Raw genomic sequence first — 19402 nt, forward strand, 5'->3', positions numbered from 1 at the left:
ATGGCGGTTTATTTTTAGATAGCTGAATTTCTAACTAATTATCAAGAAATATGACTTTTTATCATATTTTTCTGATTCGTCAGTTGTTATCATTAATATGTCATAAAAATTGTGAATCAGGAGGTATTTTATGAAAAAGTCTAATGGGCTTCGAAGGGGCGCGGCGGCACTGCTGGCCATACCGATGACACTGTCCGGCGTACCGTTTCCTTCCGCTGCACAGCCGCAGACAGCGGCTGGGGGGGCTGTGGGAGAAATTACGGTGGATCCGCAGATTCAGTATCAGACCTTGGAGGGGTGGGGGACTTCTCTATGCTGGTGGGGAAATGTAATCGGTTCCGCGGGGGAGCGGGATACCAATGGAAATGACCGGCCGGATCGTGAAGAAATCGCAGAGCTGGCATTTTCACCGGATTACTTAAACTTAAACATCGTCCGCTATAATGTAGGCGGCGGTGATAAGCCGGATTCTTCCATTAAACGGGTGGAGGGACGTGTTCCGGGGTGGAGTAAGGACATGTTCGGCACGGATGACGGAAGCGGAACATTTCTTGGGAATGACTTCTACCAAAAGGACCCTGCGCAGATGAATGATGCCGGGCAGATCTGGATGATGGAGCAGGCCAACAAGTGGCGGTTTGAAAGCAATGATATCATCAACGAGGTTTTTTCCAACTCTCCGCCGTATTACATGACGAAATCCGGCAGTTCTACGGGAGGAAACAGCTGGGACAAAGAGAACTTGAAGGACGACTGTTACGATGATTTCGGCTTATATCTTGCACGTGCCGTGAAGTGGCTGGACGGAAATTTAGAGAGCAAGTTCGGCACCGGCGTCGATTACGTGGAACCGCTCAACGAACCGGATACAAACTACTGGCTGAATGGCAGTACCAAGCAGGAAGGCTGTATTTTCTATCCTGGAGCAAGCCAGATAAAGGCGTATCAGGAGACTAAGAAGGCGCTGGAAGCAGAGGGAATGACGAATGTCAGGCTGACCGGCACAGATGAAACCAGCCTGTGGAATGCGATCAAGTCCTTTAACGAACTGGATATGCAGACACGGGGCGATTTAGAGGTCATCAGCGCCCATACCTACAGCGGCAGCGACAGTGAGCGGGCCAGGCTGCGGGATATAGCAGCTTCCTATGATAAGGGACTCTGGATGTCGGAGGTGACTAAAGGCGGCGGAGACGTACATAATGAGTGGTCTCATGGAAATATGGGCCAGTGCCAGACGAAGTCGCAGAGCGAAGGAATCATGTCTGATTTAAAGAACATGCAGTCTTCCGCGTGGATCGTATGGCTGGTTGCAGACAGCGAGTACGAGTGCATCCAGACCAATCAGAACTGGGGTCTGATTCATTACGTTTTCGAAGAAGATGGACCGGTAGAAGGCTACCACACCAATTTGTTTAACGGGGACGGGAGCGTGAAGGACAGTGTACCGGGGGCCGGATACTGGGCGGTGACGAAACAGTTCTATACCATGATGCAGTACAGCAAGTATTTAAAGGCCGGCTACACCATGGTTGAGATTGGAGACGGGGATATGTGCGCGGCAGTCTCTCCGGACCGCAGTGAGCTGGTAATTGTGGTTCAGAATTTCAGCGGAGACACGAGAGATACCACCATTGACTTGAGCGCATTTCCAAATGCTTCTGGAGTCAGGCTGTTCCGCACCAGCGATTCGGAGAACTGCGAAGAGGCAGAGGCGTCCATATCGGATGGCGTGTTAAGCGTATCGATGCCGGCAAGCTATTCCGTATCGACCTATGTCATTACGGGGGAGGACGGACCTCTTTACGAGGAGAGCAGTTATAAGAAGATCGTGGACAGCAATGTCGAGGCTACGGAGGATACCCGTGCGGCAGGTGCTGTAGATTTAAATAAGTTTGCTTATACCGGTTCCTGGGGCGAAGGCTGGGATTGGGGCACGCAGGAGAAGTACACTACCGAAAAGGGGGCCGAAGCGGTCTTTCGGTTCAGCGGCGTCCAGGCCTCCATTTACGGTAAAAAGTCCAGGAACGGCGCGAAAATGCTGATCTCAGTGGATGGAGAAGAATCGGTTCCGGTGAATGCGGGGGCCCAGTCAGAGACGAGGCGAAGCCATCTGTATACAACTCCGGTGCTGGAAGATGGAGAACATACCGTAACCATACGCATGGCGGAGGAACAGACAGCCAGTAAGCCGGAGATTGTGCTGGAATACGCGGAAATTACACGGGGCAAAGTGTCGGACAGCGGCGTCGGATATACGAAGGAGGCACTGGCCGCCAATGATTACGTTCTGTATACAGTAAACTGCGGAACCCCTGATCCGTCTGTTATTCCAAATCCCGAATCGGAACGGATGGGACTTCTTCAGTCGAGTGTAGACCAGGCTTATGGAAAAGATGCCAGGACGGGCAGAACCTGGGGACGCGACGGGGATACGGAGCATTCCATTGCAGTGAACTATGAAGGCGACGCGACGGACATTGGAAACAGTTTTATCTATATGTCAGAAAGTGCGGTCTTTGATATGGATAAGAGCTGTCTCGGGTACTCCTTCGAGATACCGGAGGAAAAGCTGGCGGGAATTGACTCTGATACGTTTGAGGTTACAGTAGCATTTAAGCACCCGTGGGATTGGAGATCGGTCGATGTTTCTCTGGAGGAAAATGTAGTTGAAGCCGGTATCGGATTAGACAAGAATGCATGGGTGGCCAGAACGTATCAGACAGAAGTCACCGACGGCGTGCTGAACGTCCAGGTTAAGAACCCGCAGAGAAACGGCAGCGGCCAGGATCCGATCTTAAATTACATCAAGGTACGGGCGCTGGAGGAGACGTATGATATTTCGGGGACCGTGAAATCCAGCCTCGGTGATCCGGCAGTAGATCTTGAAGTAAGGCTGTACAAGGGAAATGATACCAGTGGGGAACCGGCTGATACCGTCAGAACGGACGAGGCGGGAGCTTATGCCTTTAAAGGTCTGGAGGAAGGCGCTTACAGCGTGGTTCTTTCGGCCGCAGGTGATTATAAGGAGATTATAAAGAGGGTGACGGTTGAGGCCGCCGATGTGACGGAGGCAGACTTTACGCTGGGCGGCAGCAGTGAACTGTACACAAAAGAAGAACTGCTGGCTAATAATTACGTTCTGTATACGGTAAACTGCGGCACTCCTGATCCGGCCGTGCTGCCGAATGATAATACGGAAAAGATGGGGCTGCTGCAGTCCAATGTGGATCAGGAATACGGAAAAGACGCAGAAACAGGCGTTGCCTGGGGCCGTAATCCCGATCATGAATACGCAAAAGCGCAAAGTCACGGAGATGATGCGTATGACATGGGAAACAGCTATATCTATATGTCTGAGGAGGCGGTTTTTGATAAGGATAAGAGCAGGCTTGGATATTCTTTTGAACTGCCCCAGAATGATCTGGAAGGAATTGACTCCAATACTTATGAGGTCACCGTTGCATTTAAGCACTGGTGGGATGAAAGATGGGTCAACATTTCCCTGGAAGGAAAGACGGTCGCCACAGACATTGAACTCGGATATGGCGAGTGGGTCTGCAAGACATTTACGGCAGAAGTGACAGACGGTGTGCTGAATGTCGAAGTCGGAAGCCCGAGAAGAAACAGCAGCAAGCAGGATCCGGTCTTAAACTTCATTAAAGTCAGGGCTGTGGAAGAGAAAGAGCCTGTTATCACGGAATATGACTCCTTTACAGGAGCGGCAGGGGCCCCGATGTATGATACCAGCGGGAATTACATTCAGGCTCACGGCGGACAGATTCAGCAGCTTACCGTTGATGGTGAGACAAAGTGGTACTGGATCGGGGAAGATAAGACAAACGATTACCGTCCGGTAGGCGGCGTTCACGTATACTCTTCTGATGATTTATACAACTGGGATGATGAAGGCGTGGTGCTTCGGACTATGGAGAGCACAAGTGAGTTTGAATCCGATTCTTACTTTAAAGAACTGTATGGAGATAATACGAAAGAGGAACAGGAGCGTATCTTTGTAGATCTGGATAAGAATAACTGCGTGATGGAACGGCCGAAGATGATTTACAATGAGAAGAATGACAATTACGTCATCTGGTTTCACGCAGACGGGAGGACGCCGGACAGTGATGCGGACTATGGAAAGGCCAAGGCCGGCGTCGCGGTCAGTGACAGCCCGACCGGACCATTTAAACTGCTTGGGTCCTACAAATTAAACTATCATAATGACCCGGACGCAGACCACGGCTACGATGGCTGGGCTGGAAGAGGCTCCGTAAGAGATATGAACCTGTTTGTCGATGATGACGGAACTGCTTATGTGATCTACTCATCAGAAGGCAACAGAACTACATTTATCTCCAGGCTGAACGACGATTACACGGCACTGGAAGTGGACAGAGACGAGGCGGAGGAAGGCACACACTTTACGAGAAACTTTGTTGGTTGGTCGCGGGAAGCGCCGGCGATGTTTAAGTATAAGGAAAAGTATTATATGATCAATTCCGGCTGTACCGGCTGGTCACCGAATCCGGCGCAATATGCGGTTGCGGATCACCCCATGGGACCGTGGACCGGCATGGGCGATCCGTGCACAGACTGGGGTTCCAATACGACCTACGATACACAGAGCACCTGTGTGTTCCCGGTGGACGCGGAAAACGGCCAATACATCTATATGGGTGACCGCTGGAATGCAGGATATTTAAGAGATTCCCGTTACGTATGGCTGCCGGTTGAATTTCAGGATGGCAACCGCATTGCACTGAGACGCGATGAAAACTGGAAGCTGGAAGAACTGGCTGTGATCGTCTCTGAAATACCGAAACAGTTTGCCTCTCTGGCCGAACTCGCTGAAGCGCTGCCCGACAAAGTGGATGTGCTGGCAGGCGGGAAAATAAAGCAGGATGTAGCTATTACGTGGGATCCGATTGACGGAGATCAGCCGACAGTCGGCGAGTATACGGTTTATGGAGCACTGGAGGGGGTAAACAGAAAAATTGGATATACGGTTACAATTTTGAATCCAAATACCAGTTATTTCTTTGACTGCGGGACGGAGAAATCCGATTATTTTGAACTGCTGAAAGCCAATGCGGCTGACCTGCTTAATACGCAGCCGGATCAGGCCTACCAGCCGGAAAACCATGCCGGATATCTCGGTGAGGAGGATGTAAACTTCGGAAAACATAGCGGAGGCGGTCTGTACGGAAAAGGGTGGTGGGCAGAAGCGGATGAAGCCATTGAATATGCCTTTGATCTGGCTCCGGGAGAATACAGTGTCTTTACCGGATATCAGGAATGGTGGAATACGGAACGCGGCACCAGAATTTCGGCAATTATGGAAGGCACAGAAGAGGTTCTGTCCTCAAAAACGTTTACTCTGGGGCGGAATGACCGGAATCTGGTACAGGAGCTTAAGGTTACGGTCCCTGAGATGGAAAGCGGTACCTGCCGGATAACTGTCCGTGTGGAAAAGACCGGCAGCGCAGATCCCGTGCTGAGTTTTATCAGCATTGTACCGGAAAAGACAGTGGAAATGCTTTATACCGTCTCCGGCGCCATAACCGCAGACGATGACGCGGCGAAAGGTTTTGAAGTGAAGCTTTACGCAGGAGATGATAAGAACCTGTCGAGTCCGTCGGATGCCGTGAAGACTGGGGAAGACGGAACCTACACCTTTAAGGAATTAAAGGATGGAACTTACCGCGTTGAAGTGCCGGAGCAGGCTGGATTTAAACAGGAAGTAAAGGAAATTGCTGTAAATGGCAGAGACATAACAGACGTTAATTTTGCACTGGAAAAAAGTGATTCTGAAGAGACGCTCCACGAGGTTACAGGGACTGTGACCGCGGCAAAAGACGGTTCAGAACAGGGAATTGCAGACTTAAAGATCAATTTATATGAGGGAAGCGATATTACCGAAGCAAGCCCATCCAATGCAGTGAGAACAAGGGAAGACGGAACGTTTGCCTTTAGGAACTTAAAGGACGGGATTTACAGCATCGAGGTGCCGGAGCAGGCAGGCTTTAAGCGGGAAGTAAGGGTCATCACTGTAAACGGCGAAGATGTGGAGAACGTTGAGTTCAGCCTGACGAAGAAAACAGAAGAGGAGGAAAAGACGGAGATACGGGTTACCTCCCTACCTGTCAAGAGATCCTATCTGACCGGTGAGAATCTGGATCCGGAGGGGCTGGAGGTATCGTTGTTCCTGGATGGCGGGAAGGAACGCGCTCTGGATGAAGAGGAGTATACCGTAGGGAAGTTGGATTCCACAACACCCGGGACTAAGAAAATTATAATTACGTATGAAGACGAGAATCAGAAGGTACTGAAAACCTCATTTGAGGTCATCGTCTATAAAGAGGGAGCGGTTCCGGAGATTAAGATCGTGAGAAAACCCAATAAGCTTTTCTATCTGTGGGGAGAAGAACTGGATCTTACTGGCATGGAAGTGAGGGGATTAAACCTTGATGAGACAGGCGTGACCATATTAAATGCAGAAGATTACGAAGCAGTGTCCGATTTCTCAAAACCGGGAAAGGTGACAGTTACCGTGAGCGTTATCCTGGAAGATGGGGAGGCAGCGGGAACAGAACTGACGGATTCTTTCGAAGTGACGGTGTTCGGAAACGAAGAGGAAGAGGGATATGCCTTTGTTACCGGAATTACGATTACAGAGAATCCGCATCGGACGGTGTACGGACTGGATGAAGACTTTGACGAAGCCGGTATGGTGGTAAAAAAGACTGTGAGAGTGACAGTGGCTTCCTCCAGCAATGCAGTCTATACGGAAACATTGCCTCTCGAGGAACTGGAAATCGAGGCGGAGGAGTTCTCAAAAACCGGAAAGAAGAAGGTGACAGTCACCTGTTATGCCGACGGAGAAGACGGAGAGGAAACGGAATTTACGGATACGATCAGCGTGACGGTCGTTAGGTCCGGCGCCGCCCTGACGGAAGGGAAACTGGACGCTGTCTGGCGGAAGCTGGATAAGGAATTAAGTCTTGGAGCGTACTTAACGGAGGAAGAGAAACTGGAGGCGTTTAAGCAGGCGCTCGATGACGCATCGGAGACGCTTCAGGATCTGGAAAGCAAAGGAAGGCTGAGTGACAGGACATCTGCACTGCTCAGAAGAATGGAGAAGGCGGTTTTGGAGACATTTGGAAACATTACCACTTCTGTACAGGCTGACAGCCGTCTGAAGAATGTGCAGGCTGCAGGACTTGGCATGAGTGCGGATTTTGAGTCCGGGAAGATCCAGGAGCTGCGGCTGCGGTTTAAGAAGCCGGCAGATGGCATACCGGATGACATAACGGATAAAGTAACGAATTACGCTGCAATGGATATAACGCTTCTGGCAGACGGAGAAGAAATCCAGCCGAAACTGCCGGTCAGAGTCACTATGGACATTCCGGCTGGACTGGAAAAAGAGAATCTGGTTCTCTACCATTACCACAACGGCGAGATCGAATTAATCCGCCCTGTCATCAGCGGAAAACAGATGAGTTTTGATGTCTGGGAGCTTTCGCTGTACGTGGCGGCCAATACAAAGGAAACGCCCAAACCGGTGAGTCCGGGCAAAGACAGCGGAAGTGACGCGGATAACCAGGGGCCGGGATACACCATTCCTGGAACATGGAAGAAAGATGATACCGGCTGGTGGTACGAGAAGAAAGAAGGCGGATACATCAGCGCCTCCTGGGCCAGAATCGACGGTCAGTGGTACTATTTCGATGAATCCGGCTATATGAAGACCGGCTGGATCATGGATCAGGGAATCTGGTATTATCTGAATGAAGATGGAAGTATGGCGGCTCAGAGATGGATCCTGTGGAATGACAAATGGTATTATCTGAACTGGAACGGAGCCATGGCCGTGAATACCATGACGCCGGATGGCTATACAGTCGGATCTGACGGCGTATGGAATATGCCGGGCGGGAATCATAACAGTAAATAGAATAAGAACGGGCTTCAATACCGAAGATCGGACAGAGGGCAAATGCCTTCTGTCCGATCTTTGACTGTTTTAATCCGGGTTAGATAGAAGAGATACTTATTTCACTTTGGTTATCCTGCGGCCGGACGATGGCTTTTGAAAGGCGCGCTGCTGTGGCTTGGCCGATGGTTTAGCTGATGGCTTAGCCGATGGCTTGGCCGGGCGTTTCCCATCATTTTTGCGTGTGCTCTTTACTGGCCGCGGTTTTGTCTCCTTCGGAGGAACGATGAATACGGACATGGGGAACGGGTGGTCTTCCACGACCGGAATCGTCTTTCCAATGAGCTTTTCGATATCCTTCACATATTCTTTTTCTTCGATATCGCTGAAGGAGATGGCCCGTCCTCCGAGACCGGCCCGTCCGGTCCTTCCGATTCGATGGACATAGGTTTCAGGAACGTTTGGCAGATCATAGTTGATCACACAGGAAAGCTCCTCGATGTCAATGCCTCTGGCGGCGATATCGGTGGCTACCAGCACCTGGATTTCCCCGGATTTAAACTGATTGAGCGCTTTCTGACGCGCGCCCTGGGATTTGTCACCGTGAATTGCGGCGGCGTTTACTTTGTTTTTCGTCAGAAATTTGGCTACCCGGTCGGCGCCGTGCTTGGTGCGGGTAAAGACCAGGGTAGAGGTGATGGCCTCGCGCTTCAGCAGGTGAACTAACAGCGCGCGCTTATTCTCTTTATCCACATAGTAGAGAGAGCCGTCTATGATATCCACGGTGGATGAGACCGGAGTCACCTCCACCCGGGCTGGATTTTTCAATAGTTTTTCGGTCAGCGCCTGAATCTCGGCGGGCATGGTTGCCGAAAAGAACAGCGTCTGTTTTTTGACAGGAAGCAGTGCAAGGATCTTCTTTACATCATGGATAAAGCCCATGTCCAGCATGCGGTCCGCCTCATCCAAAACGAAGATTTCCACATGAGACAGGCTTATCTCTCCCTGGCCGATTAAATCATTTAACCGTCCTGGGGTGGCAACCAGGATATCGATACCGCGCCGCAGCTCTTTGATCTGGGGATTTGCGGAGACTCCGCCGAAAATGACGGCGCTCCTCACCTGGGTATGGGAACCGTACTCATTTAAATTTTCCGCAATCTGCAGGGCCAGCTCCCTGGTCGGAGTGAGAATCAGGGAGCGGATCACTTTTTTGGAATGTTTTTTATCCGATGGTTTCATCAGGTTTTGTATAATCGGTAAGGCAAATGCGGCCGTCTTTCCGGTGCCTGTCTGGGCGCAGCCCAATACATCCCGTCCGGCCAGCGCATAGGGAATTGCCTGCTGCTGAATGGGGGATGGTGTTATATAGCCCTTTTCTTCCAGTGCCTTTAACAGCAGCGGAGATAGTTGTAAGTCTTTAAAAGTCATGTATTTGTAGTTTTCCTTTTCTTCTATGGTTGTTAATGGTGAACGCCTTATGCTACCATAGATTTATGAAAAATACCAGACATAGTTAGAAAAATAATAAAATTATAATACTGACAGTAACAGTATGGATACTTGTGGTCTCTGTTTCGGCGGCGGGATAATGGATATACTTTTAGTAATTTTTATGATACTGAAAGGATAGGGTACTGTATGAAGAAGGATACATTTGGGGGGAGAGTACAGGAACGAAGGGAAGAACTCCACTATACGCAGGAGGCTTTGGCGGAGGTGCTGGGGCTGTCCTATAACTTTATCGTCGCGCTGGAGGGCGACAGGAAGAAACCCAGTATCCAGACCTTTACCAAACTGATCAGCGTGCTGGATGTTTCCGCTGACTGGCTTCTGGGAATTGAACCCAGCGAACACAGGAAAGAGCGGGAGGAGAGATTTAAATATATCGATGAAAAAATAGGCGATCTTTCCATCACGGCACAAGACCGTATTCTGACTGTGATAGAGACCATGATCAATTATGAAACCAGGATGGAGACGAGACGGCTGGAAAACTGAGTGGGTTAGAACTGAATGGGTGATCTGGCGAAAAGAGATATAAGCTGTAAGCGGCAGGAAGTAATCACTAAGAAAAAAAGACTTGAAGGCTGTACCAGTCAGCTCTTCAAGTCTTTCTTTTTTTTTTTTTTCAACGGCAGCCTGCTGTCCTTTAATGAATCAGCAGATTAGCAACCGGCATACTGATCAGCAGCACGATAGCCAGCTCGATCACCACAAAGATGGTCGTATATTTGTATATTTCTCCGGATTTCAGCCAGTCCTTGTTGCCGAAAAGCAGTGCGGCGAACGGGGAGGCTGCCGGTGTTATGGCCGCGGAGGAGAGCACGAACAAAATCATCATGGACACCACCGGAGCGGAGTTCATTCCTGTCGCCATGCAGAAGGTTGCGATAACCGGCTGCATTAAGAGGCCGATTACGAAGCTGTTGCACACGTTCGTTAAGATCACGGTAAGAACCATGATGATCACGGCAAATGCGGAGGCCGGGACGTTCTGAAGTACCGGCATCAGTACGGTGTTTAAGAATGCGGACACGCCTGTACTCTCGTTGGTCAGTGCATTTCCCAGCAGGATCGCGGAAGCGATGAGGAAATAGGTACTCCAGGAAAATCTCTTCATGGTGCTGGAGAAATCCATCAGCGGCTTCTTGGAGATCCGGATCGCGCACAGCAGGAACACATAGAAGGCGGCGATGCCGTATGTATTGGCTTTTACGAAGCGTCCGACCGGGTGCGTTGGCAGTACGCTGGGAATTAAAAGGATCAGGATGAACACGGTGAAAGAAATTGCAATGAATTTCTGGCGCAGGCTCATTGGCGGAAGCGGATTCTTATTTAACGTTTCCATCTTTAATTCTTTCAGCTTGCTGGTATCCGGTCTCAGTACAAACTTACAGAACAGAACCAGAACCACGATACAGACGGTCGCATGGATCAGGCCGGTAAGCAGGTAGCCGGCGTTATTGATCTCGATTACGGTTCCCATATTGCCGGTCACGGAAGCGTAGTTGCTGATGAGGGCGAGACCATTTCCCATGAACGGCGGGATGGGGAAGCCCAGCAGGGTCGCAACGGTGACGAGAATCAGCATGATGGTCGGGAACTTGTCATGTTTCTTGAGGCCTACTGTTTCAAAAATATCATAGAGGATCGGGCAGAATAAGAAGATCGGGGTAAAGCCGCCCATAAACGCGCCCATGAGCATGGAGCCAAGCATGATGAAGAATGCCAGCACCCAGGGACGGCCGAGGCAGATCTTCCTGGTCAGGAAAAATCGTCCGCAGTATTCCGTTAAGTTGTTCTCGATGAGACAGTTGATCGCTGTCAGCAGAAAGAGAACCTGAACGAGAATCGGATTGCCAAAGGTGGAGGTCAGCACCTCGTTCATGGTGCTGTATCCGGAAAGTCCCACTAAAAAGATAGAGAGAATACTGGAGATAATCGGGTCGGAAGTCGTCCATAAATACAGCGTACCGATGAAAATACCCAGAATTTCCATGCCGATTGGCGTGATACAGGGAAGCTGGAACGGAAGGTAGCGGAACAGCAGCATAATACCAATTCCGATTACCAGATGAATGGAGTAGAAATCCTTTTTTTTCGTTTGTGCCATAGTGAACCCCCTATTGTTTTTCTTTGCTGTTTTAAATTTCATAGAAATATGATAATATATTAACAAAGAGTAAAATATAGTCTTGGTTATATTTTTATTCCAATATTTGTAAAAAGATATAATAGGAAGTAATCAGATATAAAAGCGACAATTTGACGGGAGGACTTCGGTGAAATGGATCAAAACGGAGTAAAACAATACTTTGAGCGTTACGGTATGAGAATTGAAGTAAAGAGGGAGACATCGATCTGTAATCCCAGGCTGTCCGATTCCTATATTTATTACCTGGTGGAAGGCATCGCCAGTCTGACCTCCCTGACCATGGATGGAGAAGAAAAAGACTTCATCTATTTCCCCCACGACCATCTCCTTGGCTTTGCTCCGGCCCTGATGCGCCACTACAGGAAAATTCGCGGAGAAGAGCATACGCTGTCCGGAGACGACTGCTTACAGGAAAAGATCCCGTTCGGCATCGACACAAAGACAGACTGCGTCTTCTACCGCCTGGATGAGAGAACCTTCGAGATACTGCTGGAAGAAGACTCCCGTTTTCTCTCCTACATCATGGAGGCTGTGACCTGCAACTACGTCACTCTGGTCCGCAAATTCCACGATACCCAGGAGGAATGCGCCTCGAAGCGCCTCTATAAATGGTTTCTCGCCTTCAGCAGCCGCGAGGGCCAGTACCGCGCGGTTCCCCACGGCTTCACCTACGCTGAGATCGCCAAATACTTGGGCATGCATCCGGTCACCGTCTCCAAACTCTCCTCCGCCCTGAAAAAAGCCGGCATCATCAAAAAAGAAAAAGGCCGCATCCTCATCATCGACGAGGCCCGCTTAAAAGCTCTTATATAACAGTTATTATACAACGGGAGGGGACATATGAAATTCTACATCGCTTCAAGTCTTGTAAACTATGAACAGGTGCGTGACCTTTCACGTCTTCTGAGAAATGCCGGATGGGAGCATACCTTCGACTGGACATTATACTGCCCGGTGAAAGAAAACGACGCGGAGACACTGATGTCTGTCGGGGAAAAGGAATATGAGGGGATCAGGCAGTCGGATGTTGTGATAATTTTAACTCCCCAGGGCAGAGGAACTCATATAGAACTGGGGATGGCAATCGCGCTGAACAAAATAATTTACCTGTGTCACCATGACGATACGTACTTCAAGTGCGATAAGAATACATCAACATTTTATTGGCTCCCGCAAGTAAACCAGTTCATTGGAAATACGCAGGAAATTGCGGAAGAGGTGTTAAAGCTACAGTAAGAGGACAGAAAAAATTTCCAGAATATAGTCAAGGCTAATTTCCTGCCTTCTCCCCGTGTGTTATACTTTTGTCAAACGAAAAACCCGGCAGGCGCCGGAAGAAGGAGAAGAAAATTTATGGCAGGTGCAGTATACTCATTTGAAGAACACATGATTAAAAAACAGGCCAGAGCGGAGGAAGCAATGTTAAAGGAACTCCGTTCCGGAGCGTATACCATTGACAATCCGCTGGTATCGTACAATCTCTATCTGATTAATCCGCTTTCCGCGGTAATCTCCTTTTACACAGAGGAAGAGACCGCCGTTACAGTGACTGTATTTGGAAAAGCAAAGGAAGGCAATATCACACATACATTTCCAAGGGCGAAAGAGCATGTCCTGCCGGTGGTAGGCCTTTATTCCGGACAAGTAAACCGGGTGGAGGTGCGGGAATACCGTGGAAAAGTACATACGGTGGAGATCGAGGTGCCGGACGTATTTGAAGGGAATTCACCGGTTGAATCCATGGATACGACGCCGGAATACTTACAGGACGACTGCATATTCTTATCTCCGTCGGGGGCGGAGCTGGCGGTGGCTGTTGACTATGCGGGAGATATCAGATGGTGCCTGAACATCAAATGCGTATTCGATATGAAACGGCTGAAAAACGGCCATATTCTCATGGGTACGGACCGCCTCGTGCAGATGCCGTATTATATGTCCGGCATGTATGAGACCAGTGCCTGCGGCAAGATTTACCACGAGTACCGTCTGCCTGGCGGCTCTCACCATGATGCGTTTGAGATGCCGGACGGCAGCCTTCTCTGCCTGACCGAGGATCTGACATCGGGCACCGTGGAAGATATGTGCGTGCTGATTGACAGGGAAACGGGTGATATTTTAAAGACCTGGGATTATAAGAATTTCCTGGAGCCCGGACTGGGAAAGAGCGGCAGCTGGTCAGAGAAGGACTGGTTCCACAACAACGCGGTGTGGTACGATGAGAAGAGCCGCAGCCTGACATTTTCCGGAAGACATATGGATTCCATCGTCAACATCGATTTTGAGACCGGAAAGCTTAACTGGATCCTGTCCGATCCGGAAGGATGGCCGCAGGAATGGGTGGACCGCTATTTCTTCAAGCCTGTAGGAACCGACTTCGAGTGGCAGTATGAGCAGCACGCATGCCTGATCACCCCGGACGGCGACGTCATGTGCTTTGACAACCACCACTGGGGATCCAAGATAAAGGAGAACTACCGCGCGGCGAAGAATAATTATTCCAGAGGCGTGCGTTACAGGATTAATACGAAGGATATGACGATCGAGCAGATCTGGCAGTACGGAAAAGACCGCGGCGCCAGGTTCTTCTCCCCCTATATCTGCAACGTAGAATACTATAACGAAGGCCATTACATGGTTCATTCCGGAGGAAGCGCCTACAATAAGGACGGCGAGATTTCCGAGTCCCTGGGCGCGCTGGAGCAGAATATGGGCGGCACGCTTTTCGCCACAACCGTGGAGCTCTGTGACGACAGGAAGATGCTGGAGCTGCATACCAAGGGCAATTACTACAGGGCTGAGAAGATGAAGCTGTACGCGGACCAGGGCAATTTAGAGCTGGGCGAGGGTTCTGTGCTGGGCGAAATGGGCATCACGAAGGAATTTGACACAGATATCCCGGCTCCGGTAAGCAGCGAACTGATTCCAGACCGCTATGAGGCTAGAATCGAGGATGAGGACGACCGTTTCACCTTCCATGCGAAATTCGAGAAGGGCCAGCTGGTTATGCTCATGCTGGAGCAGGGCGAAGAGAAACACCGTTACTATATTTCCACCACAGCAGTTTCCCACAAGGCCATGTGCTGCGGAACGTTTTTGGAGTCCGATGAGCGTGTGACGAAGACCAATGTGAACAAGGCGGGAATGAAGGGAACGTACGAAGTCTTTGTTGTGATCGACGATACCAAGTATCCGTGCGGAGTATCGATTGAGTGCTAAAGCTGTTTTGCCCGGGAGCGTGTTTGAAAATATTTTCCGCCGCGCTTCAGGGCGCGTCATAAAATCATAAAGATGTCAGGGAAAAGACTGAGGAGGCCGCATCCGCTTCCCCGTACCCTATAACGGGGAGCTTTCCCTGATGCGGCTCTGTTATGGCAGGACTTTCCGGTAAGCAGCCGGTGAAAGTCCTGTCTGTTTTTTAAATATTCTGCTGAAATACAGCGGGTTTTCGTAGCCGATGATGGAACCGATCTCGCTGACCGGGCAGTCGGTGCTTTCTAAGAGCTCCTTCGCCTTATTAATCCGGATGGAAGTCAGATATTTACAGGGCGGCACGCCCACGTACTGCTTAAAGCTCCGGATAAACCAGCAGGTACTCATATGAAGGCTGGCCGCGTAATTGGAAATATCGATGTCTGCAGAAAAATTTTCATGAAAGAACTGGACCGCGTGCTCCATTTCTTTTTGGATCTGCGGTTTATTCTTTCCGCCCTCTGCGATCTGGCGCTGTACGGTCAGAAGAAGCTGTTTAAAATACAGCGAGGAGAAATCACCGCTTAAGGGGCGCGGCAGCTGCAGCTCCCGGATCATGGAGAGAAAGAGCTCCTGGTAGTGGGAGACACATCCGGTGCGCAGAATGCGGCGGCCTTCCAGACTCAGGCCGGTGCTGGAGAGAAGCCCCGCCGCCTCATATCCCGTGAAATGGACCCAGAAGACCTCCGGCCTGTCCTCCAGGAGATACGTATACTGCTGATATTCTCCCGGCCCGTATAAAACCATGCTCCCGGCGGGAATGGTGACTGCCTCACCGTTTAAGACAAATTCGGCTTTGCCTGAGGCGATATAGAGAAGCTGGTAATCGGGCCGGCCTGTGGCCCTGATGGTGGTCATGGAGACGCGGGTCAGCAGGCGGTAGACTCCGCAGCAGTTGATCCGCAGGGGGATCGTATTATCTTCCAGTTCCGCGTCGGATATGTCCAGATATCCCGTATTCGTATACATGGCTTGATTCTCCTTTCAGGTCTGCGATACCTTCTATTCTATGATTGTATCATTTTGTGCATGTTTTGTCTAACGAAGGATATGGATTTTTCAGCCCGCTATTTTATAATAAAGGAAAGAATGAAAGAGGAGGATTGAAAATCCATGATAATACCGAGACATTACGAAAATCTGCATGTGCTGCATGAGAATACGGTGGCGAACCGATCCTATTACATTCCGGCGGAAGAACGGTTTGACGATCTGGTGGAAAACAGGGAGCATTCCGGACGCTTTCAGCTGTTGAACGGAATGTGGGGTTTCCGGTATTTTGACAGTATTTACGATTTAAAGGATGAATTTTACCAGGAAGGATACGGGGAAGAGGGCTTCGGAGAGATTCCGGTGCCGGGCTGCTGGCAGAATTACGGTTTTGACGGACATCAGTATACGAACACGAGATACCCGTTCCCCATGGACCCGCCTTACGTTCCCGAGGAAAATCCCTGCGGAGCGTATATCCATCATTTTGTCTATGAGCCCAACGAGGCGGCGCCGAAGGCGTTTTTGAATTTTGAGGGCGTGGATTCCTGTTACTACGTATGGCTGAACGGAAGCTATGTGGGCTACAGCCAGGTGTCCCACTCTACCAGCGAATTTGATGTAACTCCTTATATCCGGGCAGGCGAAAATAAGCTTGCGGTTCTCGTCTTAAAATGGTGTGACGGAAGCTACTTAGAGGACCAGGACAAATTCCGAATGAGCGGTATTTTCCGGGATGTCTATCTGTTAAAGAGGCCGGAACAGGGCATCTTTGATTACTTCCTGAAAACGCAGACTGGTGAGCAGCAGGCGCAGATCGATGTGACATTTTCCTTCTTCGATGAGAAGATGCCGGTCAAATGCTCGGTATACGATCAGGAAGGAAATCTGGCCGCGTCGGCGGAAGGCGTACCGGGAGAAGCTGGATTATCCCTTACGGTAGAGCGTCCGGTTCTGTGGAATGCGGAACAGCCTTATCTTTACACGGTGGTATACGAGTGCGGCAAGGAGGTCATCACAGACCGCCTTGGAATCAGGGAGATCGAAGTAAAGGACGGAGTCGTACTGGTCAATGGAACGAAAATCAAGTTCCGCGGTGTAAACCGCCACGACAGCGATCCGGTCACCGGCTTTGTAATCAGCCTGGATCAGATGAAGAAGGATTTCCAGGTGATGAAGCAGCATAACGTCAATGCGATCCGCACCAGCCATTACCCTAATGCCCCGCAGTTTTACCAGCTCTGCGACGAGCTTGGCTTCTATGTGATCGACGAGGCGGATAATGAGAGCCACGGAACCAATGATATTTACATGGAAGAGGACCACGAGGCCGGATGGAGAGAGCGCTGGAACCACGCGATTTCCGATAACCCTGCATTTACTGAGGCCACGGTGGACCGTGCAAAACGTCTGGTGGAACGCGATAAGAACCGCCCCTGTGTCCTCATCTGGTCCATGGGAAATGAATGCGCCTACGGCTGCACCTTTGAGGCTGCTTTAGCATGGACGAAAGCATTTGATTCCACGAGACTGACTCACTTTGAGAGCGCCCGCTACAGAGACAGCAAAAAAACGTACGATTTTTCCAACATTGACTTATACAGCCGGATGTATCCGCCTCTGGAGGACATTCACACGTATTTTGCGGAGAATCCGAAGAAGCCGTTCGTCATGTGCGAATACTGCCATGCCATGGGCAACGGGCCTGGTGACCTCGAGGATTATTTCGAAGTGATCGAGCAGTATGACGGCCTCTGCGGCGGATTTGTATGGGAGTGGTGCGATCACGGAATTTACCAGGGCAGAACCCTGGAGGGACGCCCGATGTATCTCTACGGAGGAGACCATAAAGAATATCCTCATGACAGTAATTTCTGTATGGATGGACTGGTCTATCCGGACAGAACGCCTCACACAGGCCTTAAGGAACTGAAAAATGTGAACCGTCCGGCGAGAATCGTCTCCTTCTGTCAGGAGACACGGGAAGCCGTGATCCGTAACTATCTGGATTTTACCAATTTAAAGGAGTATGCGTCTGTTGCATGGGAAGTGACGTGTGATGGAGTGTGCATCGCAGACGGCGTGCTGGAAGGGGCTGCAATGCCGGATATTCTGCCTCACGGGGAAGCCGCCGTCCGCCTGGACTTTCAAGTGCCGGAAGCGGGAAAATGTTTCTTAAAGCTCCGCTATATCCGCAGAGAGAGCACGAGACTGACGGAGGCCGGGACAGAGCTGGGATTCGATGAAATTCTGCTGAAGAACGAAGACGGAAGAAACCAGACCGCCCTGCGCATGCTGGAACGGTGCGGCAAGGCGTGTGCGGACAGGAACCAGTCCAGCCCGTTCACGGTAAAAGAAGACGACCGCCGTCTCTTTGTGTCCGGACCGAATTTTGCTCACGTTTACAATAAACTGACCGGTGTTCTGGAAGAGATGAATGTCAACCAGTGCCGCCTCCTGGAACGGCCTGTGGAATACAACATATGGCGGGCGCCTACGGATAATGACCGCTACATCAAACTGAAATGGCAGAAGGCCCATTACGATATCACGTATTCGAGGGCGTATCAGACGGATTACTCTGTCACAGCGGAAGGCGTGCGTATCCATTCGGTACTTGCGATTCTCTCACCGGTTATCCAGAGGATTTTAAATATGGAGGCAGAGTGGCTGATCGGAGCAGACGGAAGAGTGGATGTGAACTTAAACGTGAAGCGCGACACCGAGCTGCCGGAGCTTCCGAGATTTGGCCTCCGCTTATTCCTGCCGAAGGACATGGAGGACGTCACCTACTACGGACTGGGGCCGGTGGAGAGCTACTGTGACAAGAGAAGGGCGTCCAGCCACGGGACATTTACGGCTCATGTGACAGAGCTTCATGAGGACTATATCCGTCCGCAGGAAAACGGAAGCCACGATGACTGCGATTTCGTATCGCTGGCTGGCCGGAGAGCCGGTTTGACGGCAGCGGGAGATAAGACCTTCTCCTTTAACGCTTCCGTGTATACCCAGGAGGAACTGACGGAAAAAGACCATAATTACGAACTGGTCCGTTCGCCTTATACGGTGCTGTGTCTCGATTACCGGATGAATGGCATCGGTTCCAACAGCTGCGGACCGAGACTGATTGAAAAGTATCGGTTGGATGAAGAAGAATTTTCCTTTGGAATCAGCTTGATTCCGGAGGTGAAAGCGGAATAAAATGTGAATGCCGGTACGGTCCCAGACCGTACCGGCATTTTCTTCAAGTCAGCCTTCTCGGAAGCGGCAGAAGTACTCCTCTGACTGCTCCGGCGAAAGGGAAAAACGCTTTTCCAGCTTCTGAAGGATTATGTTTTTAGGAGTGCCTTCTTCAATATGGTCCAGGATGAATGCACGGATGCCCTGTTCCATCCCCTGTTCCACGCCGAGCTTTTCCCGTTCCTCCAGCTTATCTGCAAATAATTCTTCCAATGCGTTGCACATGTCGCGTCCCTCCTTATATTTTTTCCAGTTTGCACGTACAATAAAATCCATGGCCGCCTCGTAGAGCGGGTTCTTTTCTTTCCCTGCATAGGCTTTGG

General features: G+C 50.3%; 9 protein-coding genes and 1 pseudogene. 6 read left to right on the plus strand and 4 right to left on the minus strand.

The features are described from left to right. Positions 1-130 precede the first annotated feature (130 nt). On the plus strand, positions 131-7960 hold the full coding sequence (locus tag H8S80_RS30035; protein WP_117622897.1) for a carboxypeptidase regulatory-like domain-containing protein: 7830 nt from the start codon (positions 131-133) through the stop codon (positions 7958-7960). A 96-nt stretch (positions 7961-8056) separates the two neighbouring features. Here H8S80_RS30035 and H8S80_RS30040 read toward each other — a convergent pair whose 3' ends face one another. After that, on the minus strand, positions 8057-9370 hold the full coding sequence (locus tag H8S80_RS30040; protein WP_117622898.1) for a DEAD/DEAH box helicase: 1314 nt from the start codon (positions 9368-9370) through the stop codon (positions 8057-8059). Positions 9371-9580: 210 nt separating this feature from the next. Between H8S80_RS30040 and H8S80_RS30045 the strand changes: the two genes are divergently transcribed. Continuing rightward, positions 9581-9940 (plus strand): helix-turn-helix domain-containing protein, encoded by a 360-nt coding sequence (locus tag H8S80_RS30045; protein ID WP_002601424.1) that lies wholly within the window; start codon positions 9581-9583, stop codon positions 9938-9940. 151 nt (positions 9941-10091) lie between these two features. On the opposite strand, the gene H8S80_RS30050 is transcribed toward H8S80_RS30045, so the two are convergent. Beyond that, the gene (locus H8S80_RS30050) at positions 10092-11555 is read right to left on the minus strand and encodes an SLC13 family permease (protein WP_002601423.1); all 1464 of its coding nucleotides are present in this window, start codon (positions 11553-11555) and stop codon (positions 10092-10094) included. Between the two features lie 174 nt (positions 11556-11729). Between H8S80_RS30050 and H8S80_RS30055 the strand changes: the two genes are divergently transcribed. The 3 genes from H8S80_RS30055 to H8S80_RS30065 all read left to right on the plus strand — a co-directional run bounded on the left by H8S80_RS30055 (position 11730) and on the right by H8S80_RS30065 (position 14816). Then, a complete protein-coding gene (locus H8S80_RS30055) occupies positions 11730-12410 on the plus strand; it encodes a Crp/Fnr family transcriptional regulator (RefSeq protein WP_002601422.1) in 681 nt (226 codons plus the stop codon). A gap of 27 nt (positions 12411-12437) precedes the next feature. Then, on the plus strand, positions 12438-12833 hold the full coding sequence (locus tag H8S80_RS30060) for a nucleoside 2-deoxyribosyltransferase (protein WP_002601421.1): 396 nt from the start codon (positions 12438-12440) through the stop codon (positions 12831-12833). A gap of 117 nt (positions 12834-12950) precedes the next feature. Beyond that, positions 12951-14816: an aryl-sulfate sulfotransferase gene (locus H8S80_RS30065; protein ID WP_117633161.1), complete on the plus strand. Its 1866-nt coding sequence runs from the start codon at positions 12951-12953 to the stop codon at positions 14814-14816. Between the two features lie 150 nt (positions 14817-14966). Here the strand turns inward: H8S80_RS30065 and H8S80_RS30070 are convergent, their stop codons facing one another. Continuing rightward, positions 14967-15818, minus strand: coding sequence for an AraC family transcriptional regulator (locus H8S80_RS30070; protein WP_117622901.1), 852 nt, complete (start codon positions 15816-15818; stop codon positions 14967-14969). Between the two features lie 144 nt (positions 15819-15962). Here H8S80_RS30070 and H8S80_RS30075 point away from each other — a divergent pair, with 144 nt between their 5' ends. Then, positions 15963-19040: a glycoside hydrolase family 2 TIM barrel-domain containing protein gene (locus tag H8S80_RS30075; protein WP_117622902.1), complete on the plus strand. Its 3078-nt coding sequence runs from the start codon at positions 15963-15965 to the stop codon at positions 19038-19040. A gap of 48 nt (positions 19041-19088) precedes the next feature. Here the strand turns inward: H8S80_RS30075 and H8S80_RS30080 are convergent. Continuing rightward, positions 19089-19402 (minus strand): annotated as a pseudogene (locus H8S80_RS30080) (3-isopropylmalate dehydrogenase); the annotation flags it as partial.

The organism is Hungatella sp. L36 (genome assembly GCF_014288035.1).